Source organism: Pseudobutyrivibrio sp. OR37 (genome assembly GCF_900113655.1).
In the GTDB taxonomy this organism is placed as follows: domain Bacteria; phylum Bacillota; class Clostridia; order Lachnospirales; family Lachnospiraceae; genus Pseudobutyrivibrio.
The window spans coordinates 16017-40763 of the sequence record NZ_FOQF01000014.1 but is presented as its reverse complement, the minus strand read 5'-3'; the positions used below and the strand labels follow the sequence as shown (position 1 = coordinate 40763).

The following is a 24747-nucleotide window of genomic DNA, read 5'->3' as shown; positions in this document are numbered from 1 at the left end:
CATGTCAAGAATTATGTAATATTTCTGTCATATTTAATAAAATTTTGACAAATTATCTTTTAAAATCACTCTTGTGTTCCGGGCAAAATATAATTCTCCATACCAATAGGTAGGTTCTTATTATAAAAACTATCACCTTTTTCAATTATCGCGCCGTGCTTTTCCATAATTATTTCATGATTATCGGCTGGGGTTTCTACAGATTTCTCCTTCCACCTGGCGATTACCCTAGGAAGTAAAATTATACGAAAGCCTCTGGCTCTTGCCCGCATACAAAAATCAAACATGGCATCCTGTCCTGTGAGACGGGTATCGAAACCACGCAGCATTCTGTACACCTTGGCATCTATCAGGCAGCAACCGCAATCTACCACAGAAACATCACGAGGCATGCTGCCGATTCCATCGTAGGTATCCCTAAAAACACTCTGGCCGTGGAAGGCTGGATACCAGGCTCCATCAGTGTCATAGATATAGCCCACATTATCAATCTTAAAGCCTCTATCTATAAACCTAACCCCCACAACAGCCACGTCAGGCTGACACAAATAGGCATACATTTTCTTTACATTATTTCTGGTATAGAGCCTTACATTATCATCTCTTAGAAACATGTAATCACCAGAAAATCTTCTGAAGGTGGAATCGTCATAATCCAAATGCCATTTCTTTAATGATGCATCGATTCGTCCCTCGCAGATAACATCATTCTGCCTTAGATAAGAGGTAGCCAGTGCCAGGTGTTCCTTGCAATAATATTTGGCATCGTTTCGCTGCTCTTTTGTCATTGCCTTATCGCTGGCTCGCTTGTGATACAACAAGGATGGAATATGTTCTATAGACTCCTTTTTGAAGGCTGCCCTTAATATGAATTCATACAAGGTGGAAGTAATCGCCTTCTCATTGAATTCACCTAGCCTTTTGCACAAAGCCTTGGAGATGCACACAAAATCTCCAATATAATCCATCTGCAAAAATAGTTCTTTATTAAAATCTGTTTTAAAATGAGGATTCTTTCTATCGAGCCCGATAAGCTCATCATGGTCAGTGTAGATAACGCACTCTTTATTCTCTAGCTCCTCCAGCTTTTCATTAAGTGAGCTTAGAGTTTTGGAGCTTAATCTATCATGTTGTCCAAAAAAGACAAGATAATCTCCCTCTGCAAAATGGGTGCCTATGTTATAGGCATAGGACATCCCATTTTTCTTTTTCAGCCTTCGATAGTGAACCTTATCTACGATATCAGGGAAGAATTCCTGGATAGTCACTTCGATGGTGTTAGAAGGATTATTATCTAAAATATATAATTCGAATTCACGATATTCCTGTTCATCAATGGACTCGAGACAGTCCTTAAACAAATCCATATCAGTCTCGTTGGTCCAGACTACTAGCGAAAAATAATTGTCTGCCACTACTTAGAGCCCTTTCCCCCAAATACAACTGCTATTGTTTTTAATAGTATCTTTATATCCAAAACCAAAGACCAGTTGGATATATACTGTGTATCAAGTGCTACTACTTGTTCAAAATCTTTTATATCGCTTCTACCGCTAACCTGCCACATTCCTGTAAGCCCTGGCTTGATTGAAAGCCTTGCTTTATGGTGCAGTGCATAATTTTCATACTCATCCTCTAGTGGTGGTCTTGTCCCCACTAGTGACATATCTCCCACTAAAACATTCCAAAATTGAGGTAATTCATCAATGGAATATTTTCTAAGGAAGTGTCCAATTGGAATGATTCTTGGATCATTATCCATCTTGAACATATTTCCATTTATTTCATTTTGAGCCATCAGCTCTTTCTTTCGTTCCTCAGCGTCCACGTACATGGTTCTGAATTTATAGAATTTAAACTTTCGTCCGTTTTTACCGATTCTGGTTTGGGTAAAGAATACTGGACCAGGTGATTGGAGCTTGATGATTGGTGCGAAAATGATAAATGCGATTAATGTAAATATCAATCCTATCAAAGCACCGATGATATCCATCACTCTTTTTGCAAAGGCCTGCCTGTTGTTGGCAATGTGCATGCTTGTGGTAAGCACAATATATTCACCGTATTTTTCCATGATACGGTTTGGCACAAGACTGCTGGTTTTCACAAGAGGTATGTGAACTGTAAGTCCCTGATCTACTAACCTGGCAGCAAGGGCTTCCTCGCTTGATCTGGTATTGCCGTCTAGGAACACTTCATCCACAACGCTGGTTCTAAGATATTCAAAAAGAGTGTCAGCGCTAGCCACGACAGGAATGCCCTGGATTTTCTGTCCTCTCATATCTTTATCAACGACAGTAACTCCCACTACCTTATATTCAGGATATGGGCTAAGTGCAATTTCTCTAAGGCACTGTTCCACATTTGTGGTCTCGGCCACAACAATCATGGCTGTCTTGTTGACATCCTTTAGCTTTATTCTACGAATAACACGCTTCCAGCTTACCCTGAAGATATATGATATTAATATCATCCCAAAGACAAAAATACCAAGAACTGCTCTTGAGTACATGAAAGATGTTTTTGACATGTACATGTAAAGGAGAACTCCAAGGAAATTCACCGCTACATGCCAAATGGTAGAAATTAATTCTTCATATTTAGTTCTTCGTAAAATGCCCTTATAGGTCTCGGTGAAAAACACACCTGCCAAATCAATGAAAGGTAATAGCTTGACCAAATTCTGGTAGCCGCTGAACCACTCAAATTTGTCTAGAAAAATAATGCTTCCATTGAACTTTATCATTACCCCAAGGAATAGTGCCAGTTCCGCAGCCAGCAAATCCAATATCATAAAGTCCAGGTGCTTGACCCAAGAGCGTTTTTTCTTCTTATACAACGCTTATTCCCCCTATAGCTTCCCCAATGCTATTCTAATTATAAATTATTGTTGTTTGTATATCCATCATTATTCTTCACACCATCATAATCCATTTTTCTAGTGTGATATTCGATGTCCTCTAAAATCTTACGGTTCTTTGCAAGCAAATCTCCGATAAGAGCAATCATAAGACTGATGAAGCCCATGATTAAAAGTGTACAGCCTAAAATGAGTGACTGAATGTGCCCTGCTGAATTGCCCATTGCAACGAAAACAAGGAAGCGAATAATCACTCCAAGTCCTACAACAAATGGAACGACTGCAAGTGCACTAAAGGTCTTGAGTGGCTGATACATAAGATATGCTCTAAGGATTGTAACCATAGATTTCTTAACATATCCCATCATGCTATTGAAAAGACGTGATGGACGAAGCTCACCATTTGTTCTGATTGGAACGCTGGTCTGAGCGATTCTGTTTCTTCCTGCCTGAACGATTGTCTCAAGAGTGTAGGTATAATCGTTTGTAACATTGATGCGCATTGCAGCGTCTCTTGAATATGCTCTAAATCCACTTGGAGCATCTGGGATGTCTGAATTACTAGCCTTCTGAACTACCCAGCTACCAAGGTGCTGAAGCTTTTTCTTAAGTGGTGAAAAGTGTTCAGTCTGATCGATAGGGCGAGCGCCGATTACGATATCGGATTTGCCCTCGATGATAGGACGAACTAAAAGCTCAATATCATCTGCCACGTACTGATTATCTGCATCCGTATTTACGATAATATCTGCACCATTTCTAAGACATGCATCAAGTCCTGCCATAAATCCGTAGGCAAGGCCCTTGTTACGACGGAAGTTTACAACATAGTTGACACCCCACTTTTGGGCAACCTCTACTGTGTTATCCTCACTTCCATCATTGATAATTAAATATTCGATTTCATCGATTCCATCTATATGCTTTGGTAAATCATTAAGGGCAATCTCAAGTGTTTCTGCCTCGTTAAAGCATGGAATTTGAATGATAAGTTTCATAGCTACTCCTTACTCTTAAAAGAATAATCAAATTTTGTAAGTGACAAATTAGGATTGTAATAAGGATCTCCCTTACTGTATACATCCTGCCATTTTGTCATGAAATAATTTGTCTCTGCATTCATGCGGGCTGTTTTATCAGCATCCTCGTGATCAAGGCCGCGGCTAACAGATTCCAAATGATACCACTCTGAGAATGGAGTGTAAACACATAAAAGCTTTTTGCTTCTGAGCTTTAGGCAATAATCAACATCGTTAAAGGCTACCGCCAAGCCCTCATCAAAGCCGCCTACTGCGTTGTAGCAAGCTCGCTTTGTAAGAAGACATGCACCTGTAACAGCTGATAAATCCTGAACGCAGGTGCTTCTATAGAAATAGCCTACCTGCTCTCTGCCGCTGCCTAGGAACTGGGAATTGGCAACGCCGCCTAAGCCAAGGATAAGTCCGGCATGCTGAACGGTGTTGTTTCCATAATATAGTCTGGCGCCAACGGCACCCACATCTTCTCTGCGGATGAAGCCCATCATTTCTGTGATGGCATCACCATTAATCATTCTGGTGTCGTTGTTGAGTAGAAGAATGTATTCCCCGAAGGCCTGCTGCACACCGTAATTTACAAGTGCAGAGAAATTAAAGCTGCCCTTTGACTCAGGGTGAGCCTTGGTGTAATCGCACACTCTGGCGCTGATGTCATTTCGCTTTTCTAATTCGTTGTAATATCCACGGATGTCCTTATCAGTGGAATTGTTTTCCACAATTACAAATTCGTAGTTTGGATAAGTGGTCTTTTCAACAATGCTATCGATGCAGGCTCTCAAATCCTCCACATGATTCATGTTTGGAATGATGATGGAAAGACGTGGTGTATCCTGCCATTCGTAAATAGTTCTGTAATATCCCAGGTGAGTATCAAGCTCAACCCTTGCTGGAATGCCCAGGCGCTTGTAGTGATTTTCTACGGCGCGACGCCCATTTTCGTAAGCGTACATTTTAGCCTCTGGATGATCTGCAGTAGAATCTGGATGGCATCTCCAGTGATAAAGCACTCTTGGAATGTGGTAGATATTATCGCACTTTTCAAGAACTCTAAAATCAAAATCGTGGTCCTGAGCACCATCGAATTCTGAAAGGATACCGCCGCTTTCCTTTGCAATATCTGCTCTTACAATAAATAAATGAGTGATGTAGTTGTGAGAGCAAAGTAAATCAATATTGAAATCAGACTTGAAGTGAGGAAGGAAATATTCCTTGCCCTCCATGTCGATTTTGTCTTCGTCGGAATAAATAGCCTGGATTGTTCTATCCTTATTTAAAGCCTCGGCGATATAGAACATTGCATCTTCTGTGATGATATCGTCGTGGTCTGTAAAGCCTATGTAATCCCCAGTTGCAAGCTCCATGGCAGCATTTGTGTTGCCTGCGATGCCTGTGTTGTCGGTGAGCTTTTTGTAGACGATTCGCTCGTCCCAAACGCCCCCGGTGGCACGCTTTATGATATCGTAAAGGCCGTCCTTTGGACTACCATCCCCAAGGCATAGCTGCCAGTGTGGATAGGTCTGATTTACAAAGGAATGGATAAGCTCCACCAAAAACTGCTCCTTTGTGTTGTATAACGGAATTACGATACTGATTACTGGATTGTATTCAAATCTGGTCTGGCGCTGTCTTTCTAATTCCTGCTCGGTGATAGGATTTTCCTTAAGGAACTGTCTGTAGCTGTAGTGCTCCTGGTCGTGACCCATCATCTTGCGGATGGTCTTGGCTACAGTCTTTTTCACGCCGTAATGCTGCATATATAAGATTCCCTTTTCGATTTTATTAGTTGGTTGTCTGTAATTTTTAATTTCGCTCATAATCAAAATAATCCTTAATAGCCTTTGCTAATGCTTTAGGATTTCCCATTTCTACAAAAATATGCTTGTCATCGTTAGTAAATAATTCGTGGTTGGCCATGCCATCACCTAGAATCATAGGCTTTTGCATTGCTTCGTATATATATGCCTTGCCAGGGATGGTGCGCTTTGCCTTCATGATATCTCCGGAGAAATGTCCTGCTAAACACAAATCTGCGGAAGCGATATGCTTTGCCAAATCCTCCTGGGTGAGCCAATCGATATATGTGATATTTGGCTGCATTGGCTTTTGCATTTTATCTGATATTGGGCCGATGATTTCGAAGGTGATTTTATCATCTGCGGCAAATTCCTTAAGAGCCTCCAGAATCACATCTACCCCCTGAAGGTTTAGGATGGAGCCAAAGTAGAGAACCTTTTTATTTGAATTGGCCTGCCCCTCTGGCTGCGCCACATCCATAGGATGATAGATGGCCTCGTTTGCATGAAGATAATAAACGTAAAGCCTGTCTATTGGGGTTCCAAATTCCTCTGAGAAAAACTGACCGTGGGCCTTGGTATCGCACACGATTGCATCGGCTGCCTTAAGGGTAGCCTCGTCAAGCTTGTGGCAAAGCCCTGATATAATGCCACCGTCCTTAAATTTCTTTCTATCTAAAATCATGGTGTCGTACACAGATATGAAGAAATCAATAAACAGCTGCTTTTTCTTAAGCTTGCCCTTGAAAAAGGGAACCACCAGCTGTGGTGCAAAGCCTACAAAGCCAACATCAATGTTCTTCATAGACTGTGCCATCAGGCACTTCCATACATGCAGCAATCTCTTTGGATAGCTTTTGCTTTTGCTGCCGATTACAGTAAGGGCGCCTGCGTGGGCTTTGAGGAAATCGATTTCCTGTGTAACCCTAATGTAATCAAGATTTTTTGTTGTTATATATAAAACTTGCTTGCCATCAAAACGGGATGACAGGGATTCAAATTTATCCATCATTTTTCCTTTAAAACACAGTTTGTACATAGTATAGCACAAACTGTCACTCCTTGCATTGCCTATGGTATTGATTTAGAATAGTTTGTAAATAACTTTAGTGAAAAGGATATTATGGCAACTATAGCAATCGTAATGTCTACCTATAATGGGCAGACTTTTTTAAAGGAACAAATTAACAGTATCTTAGGCCAGAGCTTTTCTGATTTTACTTTGTATATCAGGGATGATGGTTCTTCAGATGAAACTGTTTCTATTATAGAAGAAATGGCAGTGGCTGATTCCAGAATCGTTCTTGTTAAGGATGGTAGCGGCGCTAATACTAATATGGGCTTTGGTGCCAGCTTTTCATCGGCTGCGGCTTTTGCTCTTAACAATGATTCAGAATTTAGCTACCTGGCATTTTGTGATCAGGATGATGTTTGGGAAGCTGGCAAGCTTCAGGCTGCTGTGGATAAGCTGGCTGGGGTAGATGCTAACGCGCCTGCATTGTTTGCTTCTAATTATTATATCTGTGATGAAAAGCTGAATGTAAACGGCACTTTTTCTGACACTAATCCTATGGACGGGGTCACCTTCCAAAACATGTTTTTTGAGGGAGTCTTTCCAGGCTTCACTCTTGTAATCAACAGACATTTGGCCAAACTTTCATTTTTGAATGATTGTTCCAAGGACATTTACTATCACGATAAATGGGTGTCACTTATCGCCCTTGGGCTTGGTGGAAGGATTGTTTTCGATACCACTCCACTTGCCAAATACAGACGTCATTCTTCTGCGGCATCCTCTACTAATCTTGGAGCTTTCGCTAAAATCAAATGGAGAATCGGCACTGTATTAAATGGAGATTTTTGTCCTCGCACAAGGCTCATGCTCAAATGCTTTAATCAGCTTTTTTCAGCTTCCGTTGATTCTGATATTAAGCAATTCCTTCAGATTTTTGTTGGAGATAAAAAGATAAAAAAGCTCTTCTATCCAAAGCACCTTAGACGCAGCCCTTCGGGAGAATTTCTTCTTAGACTAATCATTTTGCTTGGAAAGCTTTAAAATAAAACATTAGGACGTGAAATGAAAGAAAAAAACGTTAAGAAAAACTACATATATAATGTTGCATATCAGATGCTGGTTATTATTACACCTCTTCTTACAGCCCCTTATATCGCAAGGGTTTTGGGCGCCAACGGAATGGGTGTATTTAGCTATGTCACTGCTATTGCAGCTTTCTTTATTATATTTGCAAATCTCGGAACATCTACCTACGGTCAACGTGAAGTTTCCTATGTTCAAACCGATACCTACAAAAGATCCATTGCTTTTTGGAATACTGCCATCTTTAGATGTGTAAGCACTGCCATCTTTCTGTTTATTTATGGTGTGTTTGTTTTTGTGGCACATCCTCAGTGGATGGTTATCTACATCATTCAGTTTATTGAAATCATCAATGTTGCCTGCGATACCAGCTGGTTTTTCCAGGGATTGGAAGAGTTCGGAAAAATCGTTGGAAGAAACGCAATCTTTAGAATCGTTAATCTAATCATGATTTTCACTCTCATTAAGGATGAAAATGATTTGGCACTTTACACTGCTGGTACTGCCATCATCACCATGATGGGACATGTTTCACTTTGGGTATATCTGCCTAAATATCTGACACATGTTAATCGTAAGGAGCTTACGCCATTTAAGGATACAAAAGTTATCTTAGGGCTTTTCCTTCCTACAATAGCAGTTCAGATTTATCAGTATTTGGACAAAATTATGATTGGTCTTTTCACCGAAGGAAATGCAGAAAATGGCTACTATGATGCTGCCATGCGTATCACTAAAATGGTGCTTGTTTTGGTAACCTCCATGAGCACAGTTATGGTGCCTCGCATCGGACAATATTTCAGCGAGGGCAACAAGGATGCTATTAAAAATGCCATGTACAAGGCTTATCAGTTTGCTTGGTTCTTGGGACTTCCGCTGATGTTTGGGCTTTTTGGAATCGCCGACAGCTTTGTTCCATGGTTCTATGGCAGCAGCTACGAAAAGGTTAAGCTTTTGCTTAAAATCGTTTCGGTAATCACTGTGGCAATTTCCATAAATAACGTCACCGGAATCGAATATCTGGTGCCAACCAAACGAGAGAAATTATACACAAGAACTGTTTTAATAGGCGCAGTTATCAACTGCTGTCTCAATCTTTTGTTGATACCACAGCTGTTATCTTACGGTGCTGCTATTGCATCGGCTGTTGCTGAGCTTTCCATCGCAGGCATTCAGCTTTACTATGTAAGATACGAGCTTGATATCAAAAAGGTGTTTGCGCCAGCCGGTAAATATCTGCTTGCATCTATTTTGATGGGAGCACTTCTGCTTTTGGAAAATCAGTTTTTACCTGCTACAATCATTGGAACATTGCTTCGTGTAGTTTCAGGAGCCGGCCTGTATTTTGCACTTTTGGTAGTGCTTGTAGATACATTCTTTATAGAAAATGCTACAATCGTAATTAATAAGTTAAAGAAGATTATTAAACGGAGTTAAATTTTTAATGAGAGCATTAGCGTATTTTTTAGTTATTTTATTTTTTATTATAGGCTTGACCTCCTTCTATTTTGGGGTAAAGAAAAAGGGCCGAGGCATTTTCCTGATTTGCCTATATGTCTTCTTTTTGATTTACACTGCTGCAGTTGGAGTGTTCTATGCTCACTATGTTCCGGACTCATCTCCTGATGAATCGGCTCACATTGCTTACGTATATTATCTGAGGGAAACAGGGGAAATCATTCCTCATTTTGAGAACATGCACATCTTCAACAATGTAGTTATGAAGTGGTCGGAGGAGCCAAACTATGAGTACCAGACATCTCTTGTAAACTACCTTTGCCATCCACCACTTTATTATCACATCATGAGACTGGCTGGGGGCTTCGCACCTACAGAATCTGATGTTGTAATGACTATCCATAAAATGCAGCTTAGATATTTTAGTATGGGCATCGCTTTGATTGGAATCGGCATCATGCTGTACATCGGATATTCAAGACTTCCAAAGCAGCGTCCATGGCTACATCTTATTTATGCTGTTACAGTCACAAATATTCCTATGCTCGCTTACGAATTATGCGCAGTCACCAATGACGCTTTGGCACTTGTTACATCTGCCATCTGCATCCTGGGACTCATTAGATTTTGCGAGGGCAAGCGAAATGTGGGCACATACATGTTGATAGCTGCTGGCATATCAGCCTCTCTATTAACAAAGCTTACAGCTGCAATGCTTTGCATCTTCATGGCGCTCATTGTGCTTATTGTGTCAATGATAAAGGAACGTAGCCTAAAGAGCCTTATCTGCAAGGAGTTTTTATTCTCTATTCCTGTGTATGCAATCGCTGCTATTTACTACGTTTTGGTTTATCAGCGTTATGGAACTATTCATCCTTCTTTGGAGCTTATCTGCAGCAAGGAGTACTTCGAAAATACGATATATTACGTGAGTGAAGCCCACCGTGTAAGCTACAGCTTTAATGAATATCTTTCATATTATTTTGAGAGATTTTTCCTTTCATGGTCTGGTATCGAATCAATCCATAGATTCATGAAAACCTACACTTACAGCCTTACAGCTATTCCTTTTGAGCTACTATGGGTTTTACCAGTCCTTGTATTTGCACCAATTGTAAGAAAGAAAGCGGATGCACTTTCACTTCCTATTTTGGCTGGTTGGATTTCATGTGTCCTCACTTTTATCTATCAGCTCAAGAGTGCTTATGGAACTTATATTACACGTGGATATTTAGGCGGATTCGCCTCTAGATATTATTTGCCATTTATCCCAATATTGGCTTTGTCATTGGCTTTGATTTTTGTAAGCTTGCTAATCGAAAATGGATTCAATGCAGATACTGAGGAAATCAAAGTAAATGGAACAATCGCCACCTTTGGAAAGCGCATGCTTTATAATCACCTGATTTACCTTTCAGGCCTCGGCTACGCCGCCCTATTATTCTATGGCAACTTCCCATTTTTCTTGCTTCACTTCGCATCATAATTTAAGCGCTACCACTTCGGTAGCGCTATTTTTATTTTTCGAAATGCTGATAGTCTTTTGATGAATTCCATGCTCCACCCCAACTGAATCCGTGGGCGATGAACAGCTGATAAGCCAGGTCGGTTTCGTCGATCTTGTGTGGGAAATCTGCCGTGCGATCTACGTATGGGGTGCTGTTGGCTGGCTCTATGTTTAGGTTTCCATTAACTGTTTTGATGTATGGATTGTAGAGTGGATTAATATCTATCGCCATCCCACTTCCATGCTTTGAAATCTTTGTGGTGTGACTGATGAATCTGAAATTAAAGCTTGAGGAATTGTTGTCTGCCATTGATGCTTCATCTTCAGCATTGTATTCATCCACCAGCTTAATCTTTTCTATCTGGTATCCAGCTTCGTAAAGCTGTTCAAATATCTCCAGCAAATCCTCCGCTATAGCTTTGTTGCAGATAATCTCCCCATCATGGGTCTGACCATCAAAGCCTACATGCAATACATGCAGATATCTCAAATCCTCCAGCGCTATTGTGCAGTCATCCTTGTAGGACTTTCCCTTTATCCTTGCGAATATGTCGCTGTCGGCTGTGAATTTTATTCCGTAGAAATTGGTTGTGTCTTTAACTTTTGTTGTGGTCATTCTTTCTTCCCCTGTAGTGTTGTCTATATTGGATTTATCTAGTTGCTCATGTTTTTCTGGTGCATCTTTGTTTATTTGCGTTTGCTTTTCTAGGCCTGAAGCTGATTGTTGCTCTACATCTTTTCCAGATTCTGTCACAGGCACTAACTCAAGGGTAGGTGATACATACACATGGTAGCCTAGGGCATCGGCTTCATCCCGGATATAGTGGGCTAGCTTTTCGTCGGTGGTGTATTCCAAGAGATATACCTCTCCTCCGGCGTCGCTTACTCTTTCCAAGTAGTCCAGGAAGTATTCGTTGTCCTCGGTGGTGGCTTCGCCGAAGGTGCCTTCCTCCCAGTTGATGGAGGTGTAGACACTCTCCTGGTTGACTCCATCTATCACTGCTGACAGAGTGTCATTCTCATCCAGATAGCGTAAGACGTAGGAGTCGCCGCCATTTACAATGACAGTCTTACCAGTAGCTTTCAATCCAGATAGCATATCTGTCAAAGCCTGATATATCTCCTCTCGTGGATCGATGTAATAGACATCTACGTTATCAACAAAAAATCCATCTATGCCTTTTTCGATAAGCTGTGGGGCCAAATCATTTAAGATAAATTCCTGCCATTTTGGATTGCTCACATCCACCCAACGCTCGTCATCCCAGTTTTCATAAGGTGCTGTGGTGATGTCCTTGTAATCATCATAGTAATCCCTAAAGCTTTCCACAGAGCCCATGTTTAGATATGAATAAATCTCACCACAGCTTTCCTTTAAAGACAAAATTTCTTCTGAAGAATAATACTGCGCATCTATCACAAGCGTGTCATAGCTTATATCCTCTGGCAGTTCGCTGTATTCTGCCCCGATGTACACGCCGTAATCCGAGCTGGCCGAAATCTCACCGCAGCCAGTCAACATCAGTGTCATTATTAATGCTAAAAATTTAATTCGATTTTTCATAATACGCCTTCCTTCGTCCTAATGATAACAAAAGTAATAATTTTTATCAAAAATTCTACTAAATATTTTTAATTAGATAATTGACATTTATCTTCCATATATGTATTATTCAAATGACTTAGTTAAAATATTCTAACATTGTTTAATGGAGATGAGACATGAATATTAATGGAAAAGAATTAAAACATGGCATTATTCAGGGTGGAATGGGGATTGGCGTTTCCCTATCTGAGCTCGCGGGTAATGTGGCAAAAGAAGGGTGCATGGGTGTTATCAGTTCTGTAAACATTGGCTTTAAAGAGCCTGATTTTCTGAAGAACCCATTTGAAGCTAACATCCGTGCATTGAAGGAGCATATCAAAAAAGCCAAAGAGATTTCTGGAGGCAAAGGCCTTATAGGCGTAAATATCATGGTTGCAGTGAGTCATTACGAGGAAACTGTAAAAGCTGCAATTGCCGCTGGGGCAGATGCTATCATTTCTGGTGCAGGGCTTCCTCTAAAGCTGGCGGAGCTTGTCAAAAACACCAATACTCTATTTGCGCCAATCGTTTCCAGCAAAAAGGCTGCCATGCTTTTATGCAAGACATTCTCTCAAAAGTCTGGCGTTCTTCCTGACTTCATTGTAATAGAAGGTCACAAGGCTGGCGGACATCTAGGTTTTTCCAGAGAGAATCTTGATGAAGATAACTGTCAGGAAAATCTGGATATTTTGAAAGAAGTGCTTGAAGTGATAAAGCCTTTTGAGGAAAAGTTCCATAAGAAAATCAGAGTTTTTCTTGGTGGCGGCATATTCACAGGAAAAGATATGGCAGATGCTTTAAAGGCCGGCGCCGACGGTGTTCAAATTGGCACCAGATTCATCGCCACTGATGAATGTGATGCCTCGAATACCTTCAAACAAGTGATTGTTGATTCCAAGCCAGAGGATATAAAAATTATCAAAAGTCCTGTAGGTATGCCAGCGCGAGCCGTATATACCCCACTGCTGGATAACCTGAACAAGGGCAAGACCTTCTTTGCTCAAAGATGCAATAACTGCCTAACCGCATGCCCTAAAGGCGATAAAGTGCCATACTGCATCAGCCGCGCTCTTATTGCTGCAGTTGAAGGCAATCGTGAGGAAGGCTTGTTCTTCTGTGGCGAAAACGCCTCTAAAGTGAAAGAAATTGTTCCAGTAAAAACACTCATCAATGAGCTTTTAACAGATTGCACCGCCAATCTAAGCTCCTGCTAGACTCTCAGAAAGCCCCGAATTTACGGGGCTTTTTTTTACTGTGACAGTTTTGTGATATAACACCTCCTATTATCATAATCAACAAGACAAGCTTAAGCGATAAACAAATAATACGTTTTAACATTTGGAGGTATGAGTAAATGAAAAAGAGATTTTTAAAAGTTAGGTTATTCGCTGGTGGCCTGGCCGCCATAATGTCAATGTCTAGTATGACATCCATCGCATTTGCTGCTGAGGCAGAGCCTACGGCTCAGGTTGTTACAATTGATGAAAGTGAGGAGCAAGAGTTTCCAACCGAAATTGCTGATATATTTGATGATGCTTCTGTTGAATCAGATACAGCCGAGGCAATAGACATTGAGTTTACCCAGGAGCCATCATTAATCACTCCTGAGGATGATGCTGATGATGTTGCGCCTGAGGATGCAGCCAATGAAGAAGCTGTTGCTGATGAGATTCTTTCTGATGATAATCCTATGATTGTAGCTGCTGATACAATCCATGCATTAATAGAAAAAATGGAGAAGGATAATCCTGTAAAGTGCACTGATACTTTTGTTAAGGAAGAACTTGTGGATGGCGCATGTGTTCGCACTTATAAGAGAGAAACTGGAGAAACCGTAGAACGTATTTACAATACTGATGGAACCTTCGTAGAAAAAGTTGTTATGCCTGGCTTCATTATCCACGCTCCAGTTATTTCTAAAATAGATGGCACCAGTGTAAAAGCTGATGGTTTTGAAGACAAAGAAATTCCAGATAGATTGGTTTCTGTACGTACCTACAACGCTGACGGTACATGGACTGATACCAATTATGATAGAGGCATTGAACAGGCAACTAATAATTATTCTGCCGATGAAATGGCAAAAATCATTAAGTCCGAAAACAAGACTTTAAATGAATTAAAGGAAGCTAAGAGAATTGAAGAATCTGCTACTTTAGATGAGGTACTTACATTCTTCAGCAGCCTTAATACCGATGGTACAGGTATAATCGCTAAACACGCTGATTCTACCGACTCTACCGAGGCTGTTGTAGCGGATGAAAAACCAGGCGAGGTACCTGAAATCATAAAAAAGGCTTATTCATTTGTCTTAGACAAAGCTATTGCTAAAATGCCAGGTTCTTCTTTAATTGGCGGTACTGTCAAAGATTTACTTATGAAGGCCATGCATTTAGATTCACCAGCACAAAAAGATCCAATTATGGAGAAGCTGAATCAAAATCAATATAAAACGGAACAGCTCCTAGCATCTAACAAACGCTGTGAGGCTATTGTAAATGCTATTAGTGTATGTGGTCAGTCTTTAGATGCATTTTCAAGTAGTTGTTCCTCACTTGCAAAAGAGTATTACGGTGAAAAGGAGAAATATAAAAATGGTTCAGAAAGCGAAACCTCTATGCTTATAAATATAGCTAAAAAGATTGGTACACCCGACCAATGGTATAACAGCAGTGCAAGTATTTTTACCAGACTGAACGATGCTGCTGGAATTCTTGGTTCAATGAGTGACAAAGGCACTAACTCAGATGTTAACAGACGTAATTTATATCAGCTCTTCTATGATTACAATAAGGAGACTTCAATGTTCTCCGGCGAAGCCATAGATAAATCTGCGGGACAGATTCAGTCAAGAATTAAGGACTTTGCTCTAAACTGCAATGTTTTGATGGAAGTATTAAATGTTCACGAAAAAGTTGCCAACTTTACAGATGAAGAAATTGAAGCTTTAACTAGCGAAGAAAAAAAAGCCTTTTGCAAGAAGGTTAAGGCAAACAAGAATGAAATTGAAGCCAAGAAAAAGCTTGTAACATACGCATTTATTGGAAACAAAAATTCTGATATAGAAATGGCAAAATACGGAATCGTTGATGCCGTAAAGCAATACAGTAGTCAGGACAGAACTGTATTTGTAGAACAGACAAATACTGGCTTTAATGAAATTAAGCTTAGTACTAAGATTTATACCCAGAAATCTGAGAAGACTAATGAAAAAACACTTAAATCACACTCTGCTCTAACCGTTGAGCAAATAAATAAGCTTCAGCAGCATGTTAATGGCATGGGTATAACAATGGAAGAATATTTAGACCAGATTGGCTTCGATTTATCACCAATTAAGAATACTGATAGAAAAGCATTTCTCTCAACACTTAAAACTCAAAAAGCTTCAAGTCACAGTGGTCGTGGTAAAGGCCATGGTTTTGTTAGCAGAACCTACAATGGAATTAACATGAAAGAAAAGAATGCAAAAGAAACATGTGAATCTTCATACTACTCTTACAATGGTTATTTCTGGGAAAAGGATATAAATGAAACATACAGAGACGGTATCCTTGTAGTTCTGCAAAGAGCAAAATAATACATAAATAATAAGACACTGCATAAACTATCAAGGTTTATGCAGTGTCTTTTTGCCTCTTTTTATTTCTCATCCACAACCTGGAACACTAAGAACTTAAGATAATAGCTTTCATCTGCAGCCCATAGTATTGGGTGGTCTGGTGCCTGTGTGCGGAACTCAACCTGACGAAGGCGCTTGTGAGCAGCCTTGGCAGCCTGGCCGATTACTTTTATAAATAAATCCTGTGTCATGAAATGTGAGCATGAGCAAGTGGCAAGATAACCGCCATCCTTTACTAGCTTTAAGCCCTTCATGTTAATCTCACGGTAACCCTTCATGGCGTTCTTTGTAGCCTCTCGGGATTTGGTGAATGCTGGTGGATCAAGGATTACTACATCATATTTTTCTCCAGCCTCTGCAAGCTTTGGAAGTTCATCAAGGACGTTTGCCTGTCTAAACTTTACAGTAGAATCTAATCCGTTAAGCTTTGCATTTGCTGTGGCCTGAGATACAGCGAATTCTGATATATCAAGACCTGTTACATCTGCAGCGCCAGCAATACCTGCGTTAAGCGCGAAGGTTCCCATGTGGGTAAAGCAATCAAGTACCTTTTTACCCTTGCACAAACGCTGAATAGCAAGACGATTGTACTTCTGATCAAGGAAGAAACCTGTCTTTTGACCATTCACCACATCTACCATGTAATGAACACCGTTTTCTACTATCTCCACATCGGTATCAAATTCTGCACCGATAAAGCCCTTGTATGGTGCCAAGCCTTCCTTCTTACGAACAGCTGCATCGCTACGCTCATAAACTCCGCGGATGTTATAGCCATCCTCAGCCATAAGCTTTTTAAGATGCTCTACAATCTGCACCTTAAATCTATCAATGCCAAGTGCCAGTGATTCAACCACAAGCACATCAGCATACTTATCAATTACAAGACCAGGCAAGAAATCTGCCTCGCCAAAAATCACTCTACAGCAATTCAAATCCTTCTCTAGCAAAACGGATTTACGATATTCCCAGGCGTTCTTCACACGCATGGCAATGAAATCGTCGTCGATAAGCTGTTCCTTATCGCGAGTCATCATGCGCACTCTTATCTTTGAATTGGTATTGATGAAGCCGCGGCCCATCATGTAGCCATCAAAGTCGTGGACGATGACAATGTCTCCGTTTTCGAAGGAGCCCATTACTGTATCTATTTCGTTGTCGAATATCCAGGCTCCGCCCGCCTTAATAGTGCGGCCTTCGCCCTTTTTTAATGTTACAATTGCTTCCATAATTATAATATACTCCGGCATACACCTAGGTTTTCATGCTCCCGGAGGCCACCTCCCATTGGAAAGCAACAGAAACTCCCCGCCGGCGTGGGTCCCCTCTGTTGCTTTCCATGGGGCCCTCCTCCTTGCGCTCGCCAAGACTGTGAGTATGCCTCATCTAAAATTAAAAAGTTGCTTAGTCACGAGAAAATACATCTCTGGTATAGACCTTGTCGCGGACATCGTCGAGGCATGAGTTGTAGCGGTTGGCGATGATGGCGTTGCTGAGTGCCTTGAACTTGCCAAGGTCATTTACTACACGTGAGCCGAAGAAGGTTGTACCGTCTTCAAGGGTTGGCTCGTAGATGATTACTGTTGCGCCCTTTGCCTTTACACGCTTCATTACGCCCTGAATTGATGACTGACGGAAGTTATCGGAATTTGACTTCATTGTAAGACGATATACACCGATTGTTACTTCCTTTTCAGCGTCCTTGCTGTACTGGTTTGAATCAGCATAGCCATAGTAGCCTGCCTTCTTAAGAACCTGATCAGCAATGAAATCCTTACGTGTTCTATTTGATTCAACGATAGCACGGATAAGCTCCTGTGGCACATCGTTGTAGTTTGCAAGTAACTGCTTTGTATCCTTTGGTAAGCAGTATCCGCCGTAGCCAAATGATGGGTTGTTGTACTGGTCTGAGATACGTGGGTCAAGGCAAACACCCTTGATGATTGCCTGTGTATCCAAGCCCTTTGTCTCTGCATAAGTATCAAGCTCGTTGAAGTAGCTGACACGAAGTGCAAGGTATGTGTTAGCAAAAAGCTTTACAGCCTCTGCCTCTGTGAAGCCCATTACAAGAGTATCGATGTTCTCTTTGATTGCGCCCTCCTGAAGAAGTGCCGCAAATTCATGAGCAGCCTTTGTAAGAGCCTCATCCTTTTCATCTGTACCAACGATAATACGGCTTGGGTAAAGATTATCATAAAGGGCTCTTGATTCACGAAGGAATTCTGGGCTGAATAAAATCTTATCTGAACCCATCTTCTCACGGATTCTCTTTGTGTAGCCTACTGGAATTGTAGACTTGATTACCATAAAGGCATCAGGATTTACCTTCTGTACAAGCTCGATAACTGCCTCTACAGCTGATGTATCAAAATAATCCTTTGTGCTATCGTAGTTTGTAGGTGTTGCAATAACTACGAATTCTGCTTCCTTGTATGCGCTTTCGCCATCAAGTGTAGCTACAAGGTCAAGCTCCTTGTTTGCAAGATAATCTTCAATCTCTGGATCTACGATTGGAGACTTTTTGTTGTTGATTAGTTCTACTTTTTCTGGAATTACGTCAACTGCTACTACGTGGTTGTGCTGTGCTAAAAGTGTAGCAATTGAAAGTCCTACGTAGCCGGTGCCGGCTACTGCAATTTTTCTATTCATATTTTTACTCCTTTTTACCCTCATCAGTCAGCTTCGCTGACAGCTTGTCTCGCCTCCCGGCTCGGTCGTTGCTGAACAGGCTCCACTGGAGCCTAGCAACCCAGAGGGGGAAGCCACTATTCTTCCTTTAGGCGATACCAACCATCTAATATTGATAGATTTGGGTTGTAGTATGGGTCGCCTTTTTCTAGGATGTCTGGCCAGTATTTTTCTAGCTTTTCTACTTCCGAATTGAAGCGGGCAACCTTTTCGCCTGTGTCTTCGTAGCCACGAGATTTTGATTCGTAGTGGTAAAGCTCGGCGTGTGGATTGTAGACTACAAGGTAGCCCTTATCGCGAACCTTCATGCAGAAGTCCACGTCGTTGAAGGCAACTGCAAGGTCTTCTGTAAGGCCGCCTACTTCCTCAAACACATCACGTCTAACCATGAGACATGCGGCTGTAACTGCTGATAGATCCTGAGTAGTTACGGCTCTGAACATGTAGCCTGGCTCGCTTCGCTCTAGGCCAACAAAGGTGTGGCCAGCGATACCGCCGATTCCCATTACAACACCTGCGTGCTGCACTGTGTTGTCAGGATAATATAAAAGCGCTCCGCAGATGCCAACATCTGGACGAAGGCAAACATCAACCAATTCCTTGATGCAGGTCTCGTTGATGATTTCTGTATCGTTATTTAATAGTAGGAACATTTCTCCTTTGGCAACCTTTGCTCCGCAGTTGTTGATTGCAGAGAAGTTGAAGCCCGGAGTCTCGTAGCGAACAATCTTTACATCCTCGCGTCCTTCAATGCTCTTGTAGTATTCGAAGGTTTCTGGCTCTGTAGAGTTGTTCTCAACGATGATATATTCAATATTTTTATAAGTGCTCTTTGAATCGATTGACTTGATACATTTGTCTAAATCATCAGTGTGGTCCTTGTTAGGGATGATGATTGAAACAAGTGGCTCCTTGCCCCAGTTGTAGGTGGTGCGGTAGCATCCATAGAACGTATCCTGCTCAACTGTAGCTGGAATGCCTAATCTGTCATAGTGAGCCTGCACAGCCTTGGCTCCTGCATCGAAAGCGTAAAGCTTGCTTTCTGCACTCATGGCTGTAGATGCTGCATGGCTGCGCCAATGGTAGAGTGCCTTTGGAACGTGATGAACCTTTTTAGCTGCCTCACAGTAACGAAGAATTAAATCGTGATCCTGTGCTCCATCATATTCCTTGTTGAATCCGCCAACCTTTTCAAATAATTCCTTCTTGAAAATGAATAAGTGGCAGATGTAATTAACTGAACAAAGTAAATCCAGGTTAAAATCTGGCTTGAACACTGGCTCGAAGTATTCCTTGGAATCCATGGAAATCTTATCCTCGTCTGTGTAAAGCACATCGATTTCGCGGTCCTTATTGATAGCTGCAACACATTCGTACATAGCGTTTGGAGCTAATGTATCATCGTGGTCGGAAAGCACCACGTAGTCTCCTGTTGCAAGTGCAATGGCTGCATTTGTGTTTTCAGAAATACCTAGGTTGTCTGAAAGCAATGTGTATTTAATTCGGCTTTCCTTGCCGTATTTCTTCTCGATGAATTTGCCGATTGAATCATCACCGCTGCCATCTGCAAGGCAAAGCTCCCAGTTAGGATATGTCTGGGCGATGATTGAATCGATAAGCTCTACCAGATATTTTTCTGGTGTTTTGTATAGTGGAATTACAATACTCATCACTGGATTGTAATCGAATTTTTCATCTCTCTGGCGCTGAAGCTCTACATCTGTAGGACCAAAGCTTGTAAGGAAATCCATGTAGGTATATTTTGGTGCATCAGCATCCTTGAACTTGTCGATGGCGTGCTTGATAGTTGCGCCAAGACCATTGTCCTGACGGTAAAGCTCGATGCGCTCCCATAGACTCTTCTTTGGAAGAAGATTGCCACCAGTAAGGACATGCTCTGTATCAACCTTGCAATCATAAACCTGACCATTTGCAGTGATTGTAAGGCGAAGCTTTTTATAGTTGCCCTTATCAAAAACAATCTCAAGACCAGAATCGCACTTTTCGGTAAGCTCAGGATAAACGCCGTAAACGTCCTTTCTAAACATACGCTTAACAGAAATTGGGATTTCTGTGTTGCCATCATATAAATGGAATTCCTCTGGAACATTGCCGATGGCCCAGCCTAAGATTTGAATCTTGTCGTCTGTAACCGCAGCACGCTCCAAATTGTATTCGTATTCTTTTTTAAGCTTTTCAAGGTCGCGGCCTGTAGCCTTGTAGACAACACTCTTTGTATCGCCCAACACGCAAACAAGCTTAAGAGATTTAACCTCCTTAAGGTTTGCTGGAAGCTCTATCTCGCCAACGTATTCCTTGGAAACACTTTTGTGAGCTGCAATGTAGCGGCGGCGAACCTCGTTACCTTCGTTGATGGTGATGTCCATCTTGTAAGGCTGGCCGTTCATTTCAGCTACAAGCTCATATCCCTTTGGATTGTCAAAAGGATAAAAGCCCTGGAATAATAATGTATTTTTCTTGGTTAAGTGATATCTGATGAATACCACATTAAAAGTATCTCTCATTGTATATACACCTCATCAGTCACCTTCGGTGACAGCTTCCCCTCAAGGGGAAGCCACTTTCCAGGTTCCTGCTTTAACATCAAACTTCTGTACACCACCGCGGCTGTAGCCGTCCTCCACTGTGAGGCTTTCGGCAATCTCCTCCGTTAATGTACCGTCTGCAATTATATCATAGAATAAATCTTCTACAAGTTTTGTATCAGCTAAAAGCCCATCTTTTGTATCTTTGGTGCTTTCTGCGAACTGCTTAACAAAATCCAAAATACCCTGCTGAAGCCTTTTCACATCCTGGCTGACATAATCATCATCCTTGTAATGTGGCTGTGGCTTGCCGTTTTCCATGGTGAAATTGATAAGCTGGCCTGTTGGAGCTTTAAGGGCGCTCTCCAAAAACAGCTGGTATCTAAGCAGCTTGCTTTCGCCGATTTTGCTGGCATCCTTTATCTCGAAGATAGCATCTGCTCTGCCACCGATGCGCTCTGGCTTGTTGGAATGAAGAGCCAAGTAGTGACCTGCAATATCCCTGCCGGTAAGCTTCATGAGGAAGTACTGGATGGTTCCCGAAAATCCCACATCGATAACTGCCAAATCGGAAGCGGAACCAATCAATTCATTTGCATAGTTCATATATGAATTCTTTTCAACCGCCGCCTTTGCTAGGATTTCCTCCTTGTAGTCTGCGATAAGATTCATCAGCTCATCCTGGCTGGTTTCGTAGGTAATCTGAACATCCTCCTGTCCCTCATGGAGGCTGATTCCGAAACGCTCATCCAAAAGATTGCTAAAGCTTCCAAGATATTTCTGACGTAAAAGCTCACGAATATCTTCATCATTTTCAAGGGCAGGCACCGCAACTGCTCGGCGAGATGTAAGGAAATAATGTGCCACTGGCATTTCCACTGAACGATTCTTGCAGTAATCCTTCAGCATCTGCTCCAACAGATAGCCTTCTCTGGCAAGAAGTAATAGTGCCTCGCCTGTCTCTTTATTATTTTCTACAATCCACTGAACGAAGCGGGCCATAAGAGGTCCCATAGTGGTGTAGCCAAAATCGTAATTATCCTTGAACTGAAGCTGTCCTTCATCACCATAAGCGAATGGCGAATTGAAGATACCGCCGTTTAGTGCATGACCTAGCATGAGTGAATTTGCAATGCTTTCCTTGCCGAAGCTCTTAAGATATGAAAAATCTGAAAGCTCAAGCATAGCTTTAGGGCTAAGCACTACGTGGCTGGCAACGCCTCTGTCCATAAGGAATTGTGAATCAGAGCGGAAATTGTCTCCCACATGGATAAAGCCGGCTGGATTGATGCTAGAAAGCAACATATCCCACATGCTTCCGTCATCCTTTCTGGCTCCTACCTCGCAGGAAATAATCAGCTCATCATAGCCTCCGATACCGCATTTATGAAGGATTCCCACCATCTGGGCACGGTTAAGATACATGTCGCTGACAAGGATTACATGTCTGCCCATAGCCTTCAGTGTGTTGAACACATCAACCATGTCCTTACGTGGCATGCAAAGCCTTGTTTCAAGATCTACCTCAAGCTTTTTGATATCCTGAGCAATATCTCCGATAGTCTTATCCTTTGAAACCTCAACGTAGATTTTATCTAGTGTAGTCATTGGGCCGTACTTTTTAACAGCCTCGGCCTCTGCGGCCTTTCTAATCTTAAGGAAATGAACCTTTTTGCCGTATTTGTTTTGGATGATTTGTTCCATAAGTGTAAACACATCATCAGGCTCGAAGATTCCGCGGGTTACAAGGGTGTCGAAAATATCGAAGGATACCACCTCATAAGCCCCAAGCTTCATTGTAAGAATCTCCTTGTCCATCTTGAAGATGCTGTAGAAAGGTCTCAAGCTTTTATTTTTAACTGTATCTGAATCGTTTAGATACAAAATGTAATCATCATATCCCTGTTTCCTAGAAACAAATGGAAGAATACGCTCCAGGGCATGGGCAAGAGTGCCGTCTGTCTGGCCTGCTTCCCTAGGAAAATCCTCGTAGGTGTAGCCATGCTCTAGCAATGGGCGCAACGCATCTGTTCTAGCCCAGAAGAAGGAACCAGCTGGATAGTTGAAAACTGATGGCATATCGCCTAAATCATATTCAGCAAAAAGCTGTCTTCCAAGGCCTTCATTGGCAAGCCATGAGTAGGCTATTGTAGGAACCTCCTCCTGAATATCTGGGTAGACAATTCCGGCGTTACCATTCTTAAACAAATCAATAATCCCTTTGATTTTGTCCTCAGAACCTAATAGAAGCTCTAGGGAGAACTGACGCCAGCCACCCTTTTCCTGACCTGAGTATAGGGACTTCTTACTGTGTATATGTAAAAAATAATCGTGATTTAATATTTCATTTGCAAACTTAACATACAGTGGAGCTAAATCTCTACCTCTGTTTGGTAGAGGGCGAATATCGATTGTTTTAGCCTTTTTTAGTTCCTTTAATCCTGATTTAATTTCAGTAACATTAGCATCCTCTTGGCAGGAGATGTATAAATCAAAGCTGTATGGCATATTTGAAAAATAGCTAACGAACTCTGGCAACAAATCCACATAGAATAAATGTAGGTGGATAGCGATGCTAGGCTCTGGCTCGCCCTTAGCCGCCAAACGCTTGGCTTCCTTGGCCGCCTGCTTGGCTCTTTTTGCCTCTGTCTTAGCAGCTCGCTTGGCTTGGCGTGCTGGAGTATCCTTACCTGACAGGAAGGACTTGAAGGCTCTTATGCTCTCTAGTGCCTGATAGCCTCTAGTATTAACTGTGTTGTCGTAGATAGTCTTGATCTGCTCTAGATTGGCCTCAATGTTACGGATGTGAACATCCTTTGCAGCTATCAGTTCCTGAAGCTGCTTTATCTGATAGTCACGGCTTGCCAGAGCAAAATCTGCGCTAGTCTTGCTACGGCTACCTGCATGCTCTCTAAGCTCGTGGAGATTCTTCACATCCTTGAAAATATACTGAGACTGGAAGTGATTTTCCATCTGCTGGTATACTGCCTTTTCGGCATCAGATATCTCTACCATGTGCTCTGGCAAATCACTGAACTTGCTAGCTCGATAAAATACATAATTGATTGGAACCAGAAAATCGAAGGTCCACTCGTAGTCGATTATCTGCCAACCTTTATCTGTTTTAATGATATTATCAAAAATTAAATCTACATCTAAGTATTTGCTTGCAAGGATTCCACGTGGTAAATCAACCTGACCAAAGACTTTTTCAAACTCTGGACTTGATTCAAATTCCTTGGCATTTTTCATGTAGGCATTCTTAACAGCTTCGATGTATTCCTGTGAATCTGCTGCTGTGATATGGCTTCCTTCAAGGAATTCGCTTTCGATAGAATTCTCCACAAACTTACTCTCATTTACGCAAAAAGCAGAGCCTTGCAAAACTTCCTGCAAGCCTCTGTAACAGTCATAAACTCTATTAATATGTGGTTTTGCCTCTTCACTGTAAGGGCGTTTGATAACTACCCTTTTACCATCTCGCTCCACAATATCTGTGATGATATTGTATTTGGGATTGCGTTCATTAGAAAGCTTTTCGTACAATAATCGT

15 protein-coding genes are annotated in these 24747 nt (G+C 41.6%); 5 read left to right on the top strand and 10 right to left on the bottom strand.

The window, feature by feature from the left end; all coding sequences use genetic code 11:
• Nucleotides 1-65: 65 nt before the first annotated feature.
• From BM097_RS08430 to BM097_RS08410, 5 genes are read right to left on the bottom strand one after another with little or no spacing between them, the layout of a single operon-like run.
• Nucleotides 66-1367, bottom strand: a complete 1302-nt coding sequence (locus BM097_RS08430) for a glycosyltransferase family 2 protein (protein WP_090548048.1) — start codon at nucleotides 1365-1367, stop codon at nucleotides 66-68.
• Between the two features lie 47 nt (nucleotides 1368-1414).
• Nucleotides 1415-2839 carry a sugar transferase gene (locus tag BM097_RS08425; protein ID WP_090548045.1) on the bottom strand — a complete coding sequence of 475 codons (1425 nt, stop codon included), beginning with the start codon at nucleotides 2837-2839 and terminating at the stop codon, nucleotides 1415-1417.
• 38 nt (nucleotides 2840-2877) lie between these two features.
• A complete protein-coding gene (locus BM097_RS08420) occupies nucleotides 2878-3858 on the bottom strand; it encodes a glycosyltransferase family 2 protein (protein WP_090548042.1) in 981 nt (326 codons plus the stop codon).
• Between the two features lie 2 nt (nucleotides 3859-3860).
• Nucleotides 3861-5711 carry a glycosyltransferase family 2 protein gene (locus tag BM097_RS08415; RefSeq protein WP_090548040.1) on the bottom strand — a complete coding sequence of 617 codons (1851 nt, stop codon included), beginning with the start codon at nucleotides 5709-5711 and terminating at the stop codon, nucleotides 3861-3863.
• Nucleotides 5698-6699 carry a glycosyltransferase gene (locus BM097_RS08410; protein WP_242944683.1) on the bottom strand — a complete coding sequence of 334 codons (1002 nt, stop codon included), beginning with the start codon at nucleotides 6697-6699 and terminating at the stop codon, nucleotides 5698-5700. Before BM097_RS08410 ends, BM097_RS08415 begins: the two co-directional genes overlap by 14 nt.
• Nucleotides 6700-6813: 114 nt before the next feature.
• On the opposite strand from BM097_RS08410, the gene BM097_RS08405 reads away from it, so the two are divergent.
• Genes BM097_RS08405 through BM097_RS08395 form a run of 3 tightly spaced genes read left to right on the top strand, consistent with a single transcriptional unit; the run spans nucleotide 6814 to nucleotide 10732 of the window.
• A complete protein-coding gene (locus tag BM097_RS08405; RefSeq protein ID WP_090548037.1) occupies nucleotides 6814-7746 on the top strand; it encodes a glycosyltransferase in 933 nt (310 codons plus the stop codon).
• A 21-nt stretch (nucleotides 7747-7767) separates the two neighbouring features.
• The gene (locus BM097_RS08400) at nucleotides 7768-9225 is read left to right on the top strand and encodes an oligosaccharide flippase family protein (protein ID WP_090548034.1); all 1458 of its coding nucleotides are present in this window, start codon (nucleotides 7768-7770) and stop codon (nucleotides 9223-9225) included.
• A gap of 7 nt (nucleotides 9226-9232) precedes the next feature.
• Nucleotides 9233-10732 carry a glycosyltransferase family protein gene (locus BM097_RS08395; RefSeq protein WP_090548031.1) on the top strand — a complete coding sequence of 500 codons (1500 nt, stop codon included), beginning with the start codon at nucleotides 9233-9235 and terminating at the stop codon, nucleotides 10730-10732.
• Between the two features lie 31 nt (nucleotides 10733-10763).
• Here BM097_RS08395 and BM097_RS08390 read toward each other — a convergent pair whose 3' ends face one another.
• Entirely contained in the window at nucleotides 10764-12317 is a 1554-nt protein-coding gene (locus BM097_RS08390) for a M15 family metallopeptidase (RefSeq protein ID WP_090548028.1), read from the bottom strand.
• A gap of 158 nt (nucleotides 12318-12475) precedes the next feature.
• Here BM097_RS08390 and BM097_RS08385 point away from each other — a divergent pair, with 158 nt between their 5' ends.
• Together BM097_RS08385 and BM097_RS08380 are read left to right on the top strand one after the other, a co-directional pair.
• A complete protein-coding gene (locus BM097_RS08385; RefSeq protein WP_090548026.1) occupies nucleotides 12476-13552 on the top strand; it encodes an NAD(P)H-dependent flavin oxidoreductase in 1077 nt (358 codons plus the stop codon).
• 140 nt (nucleotides 13553-13692) lie between these two features.
• Nucleotides 13693-15918: a hypothetical protein gene (locus BM097_RS08380; protein WP_090548023.1), complete on the top strand. Its 2226-nt coding sequence runs from the start codon at nucleotides 13693-13695 to the stop codon at nucleotides 15916-15918.
• 62 nt (nucleotides 15919-15980) lie between these two features.
• Here BM097_RS08380 and BM097_RS08375 read toward each other — a convergent pair whose 3' ends face one another.
• The 4 genes from BM097_RS08375 to BM097_RS08360 form a co-directional block, all read right to left on the bottom strand.
• Nucleotides 15981-17189, bottom strand: a complete 1209-nt coding sequence (locus BM097_RS08375) for a class I SAM-dependent rRNA methyltransferase (protein WP_090548135.1) — start codon at nucleotides 17187-17189, stop codon at nucleotides 15981-15983.
• Nucleotides 17190-17364: 175 nt separating this feature from the next.
• The gene (locus tag BM097_RS08370) at nucleotides 17365-18609 is read right to left on the bottom strand and encodes a nucleotide sugar dehydrogenase (RefSeq protein WP_090548020.1); all 1245 of its coding nucleotides are present in this window, start codon (nucleotides 18607-18609) and stop codon (nucleotides 17365-17367) included.
• A 116-nt stretch (nucleotides 18610-18725) separates the two neighbouring features.
• Nucleotides 18726-21173 carry a glycosyltransferase family 2 protein gene (locus tag BM097_RS08365; protein WP_090548018.1) on the bottom strand — a complete coding sequence of 816 codons (2448 nt, stop codon included), beginning with the start codon at nucleotides 21171-21173 and terminating at the stop codon, nucleotides 18726-18728.
• Nucleotides 21174-21215: 42 nt separating this feature from the next.
• Nucleotides 21216-24740 carry a rhamnan synthesis F family protein gene (locus BM097_RS08360; protein ID WP_177197414.1) on the bottom strand — a complete coding sequence of 1175 codons (3525 nt, stop codon included), beginning with the start codon at nucleotides 24738-24740 and terminating at the stop codon, nucleotides 21216-21218.
• Nucleotides 24741-24747 lie beyond the last annotated feature (7 nt).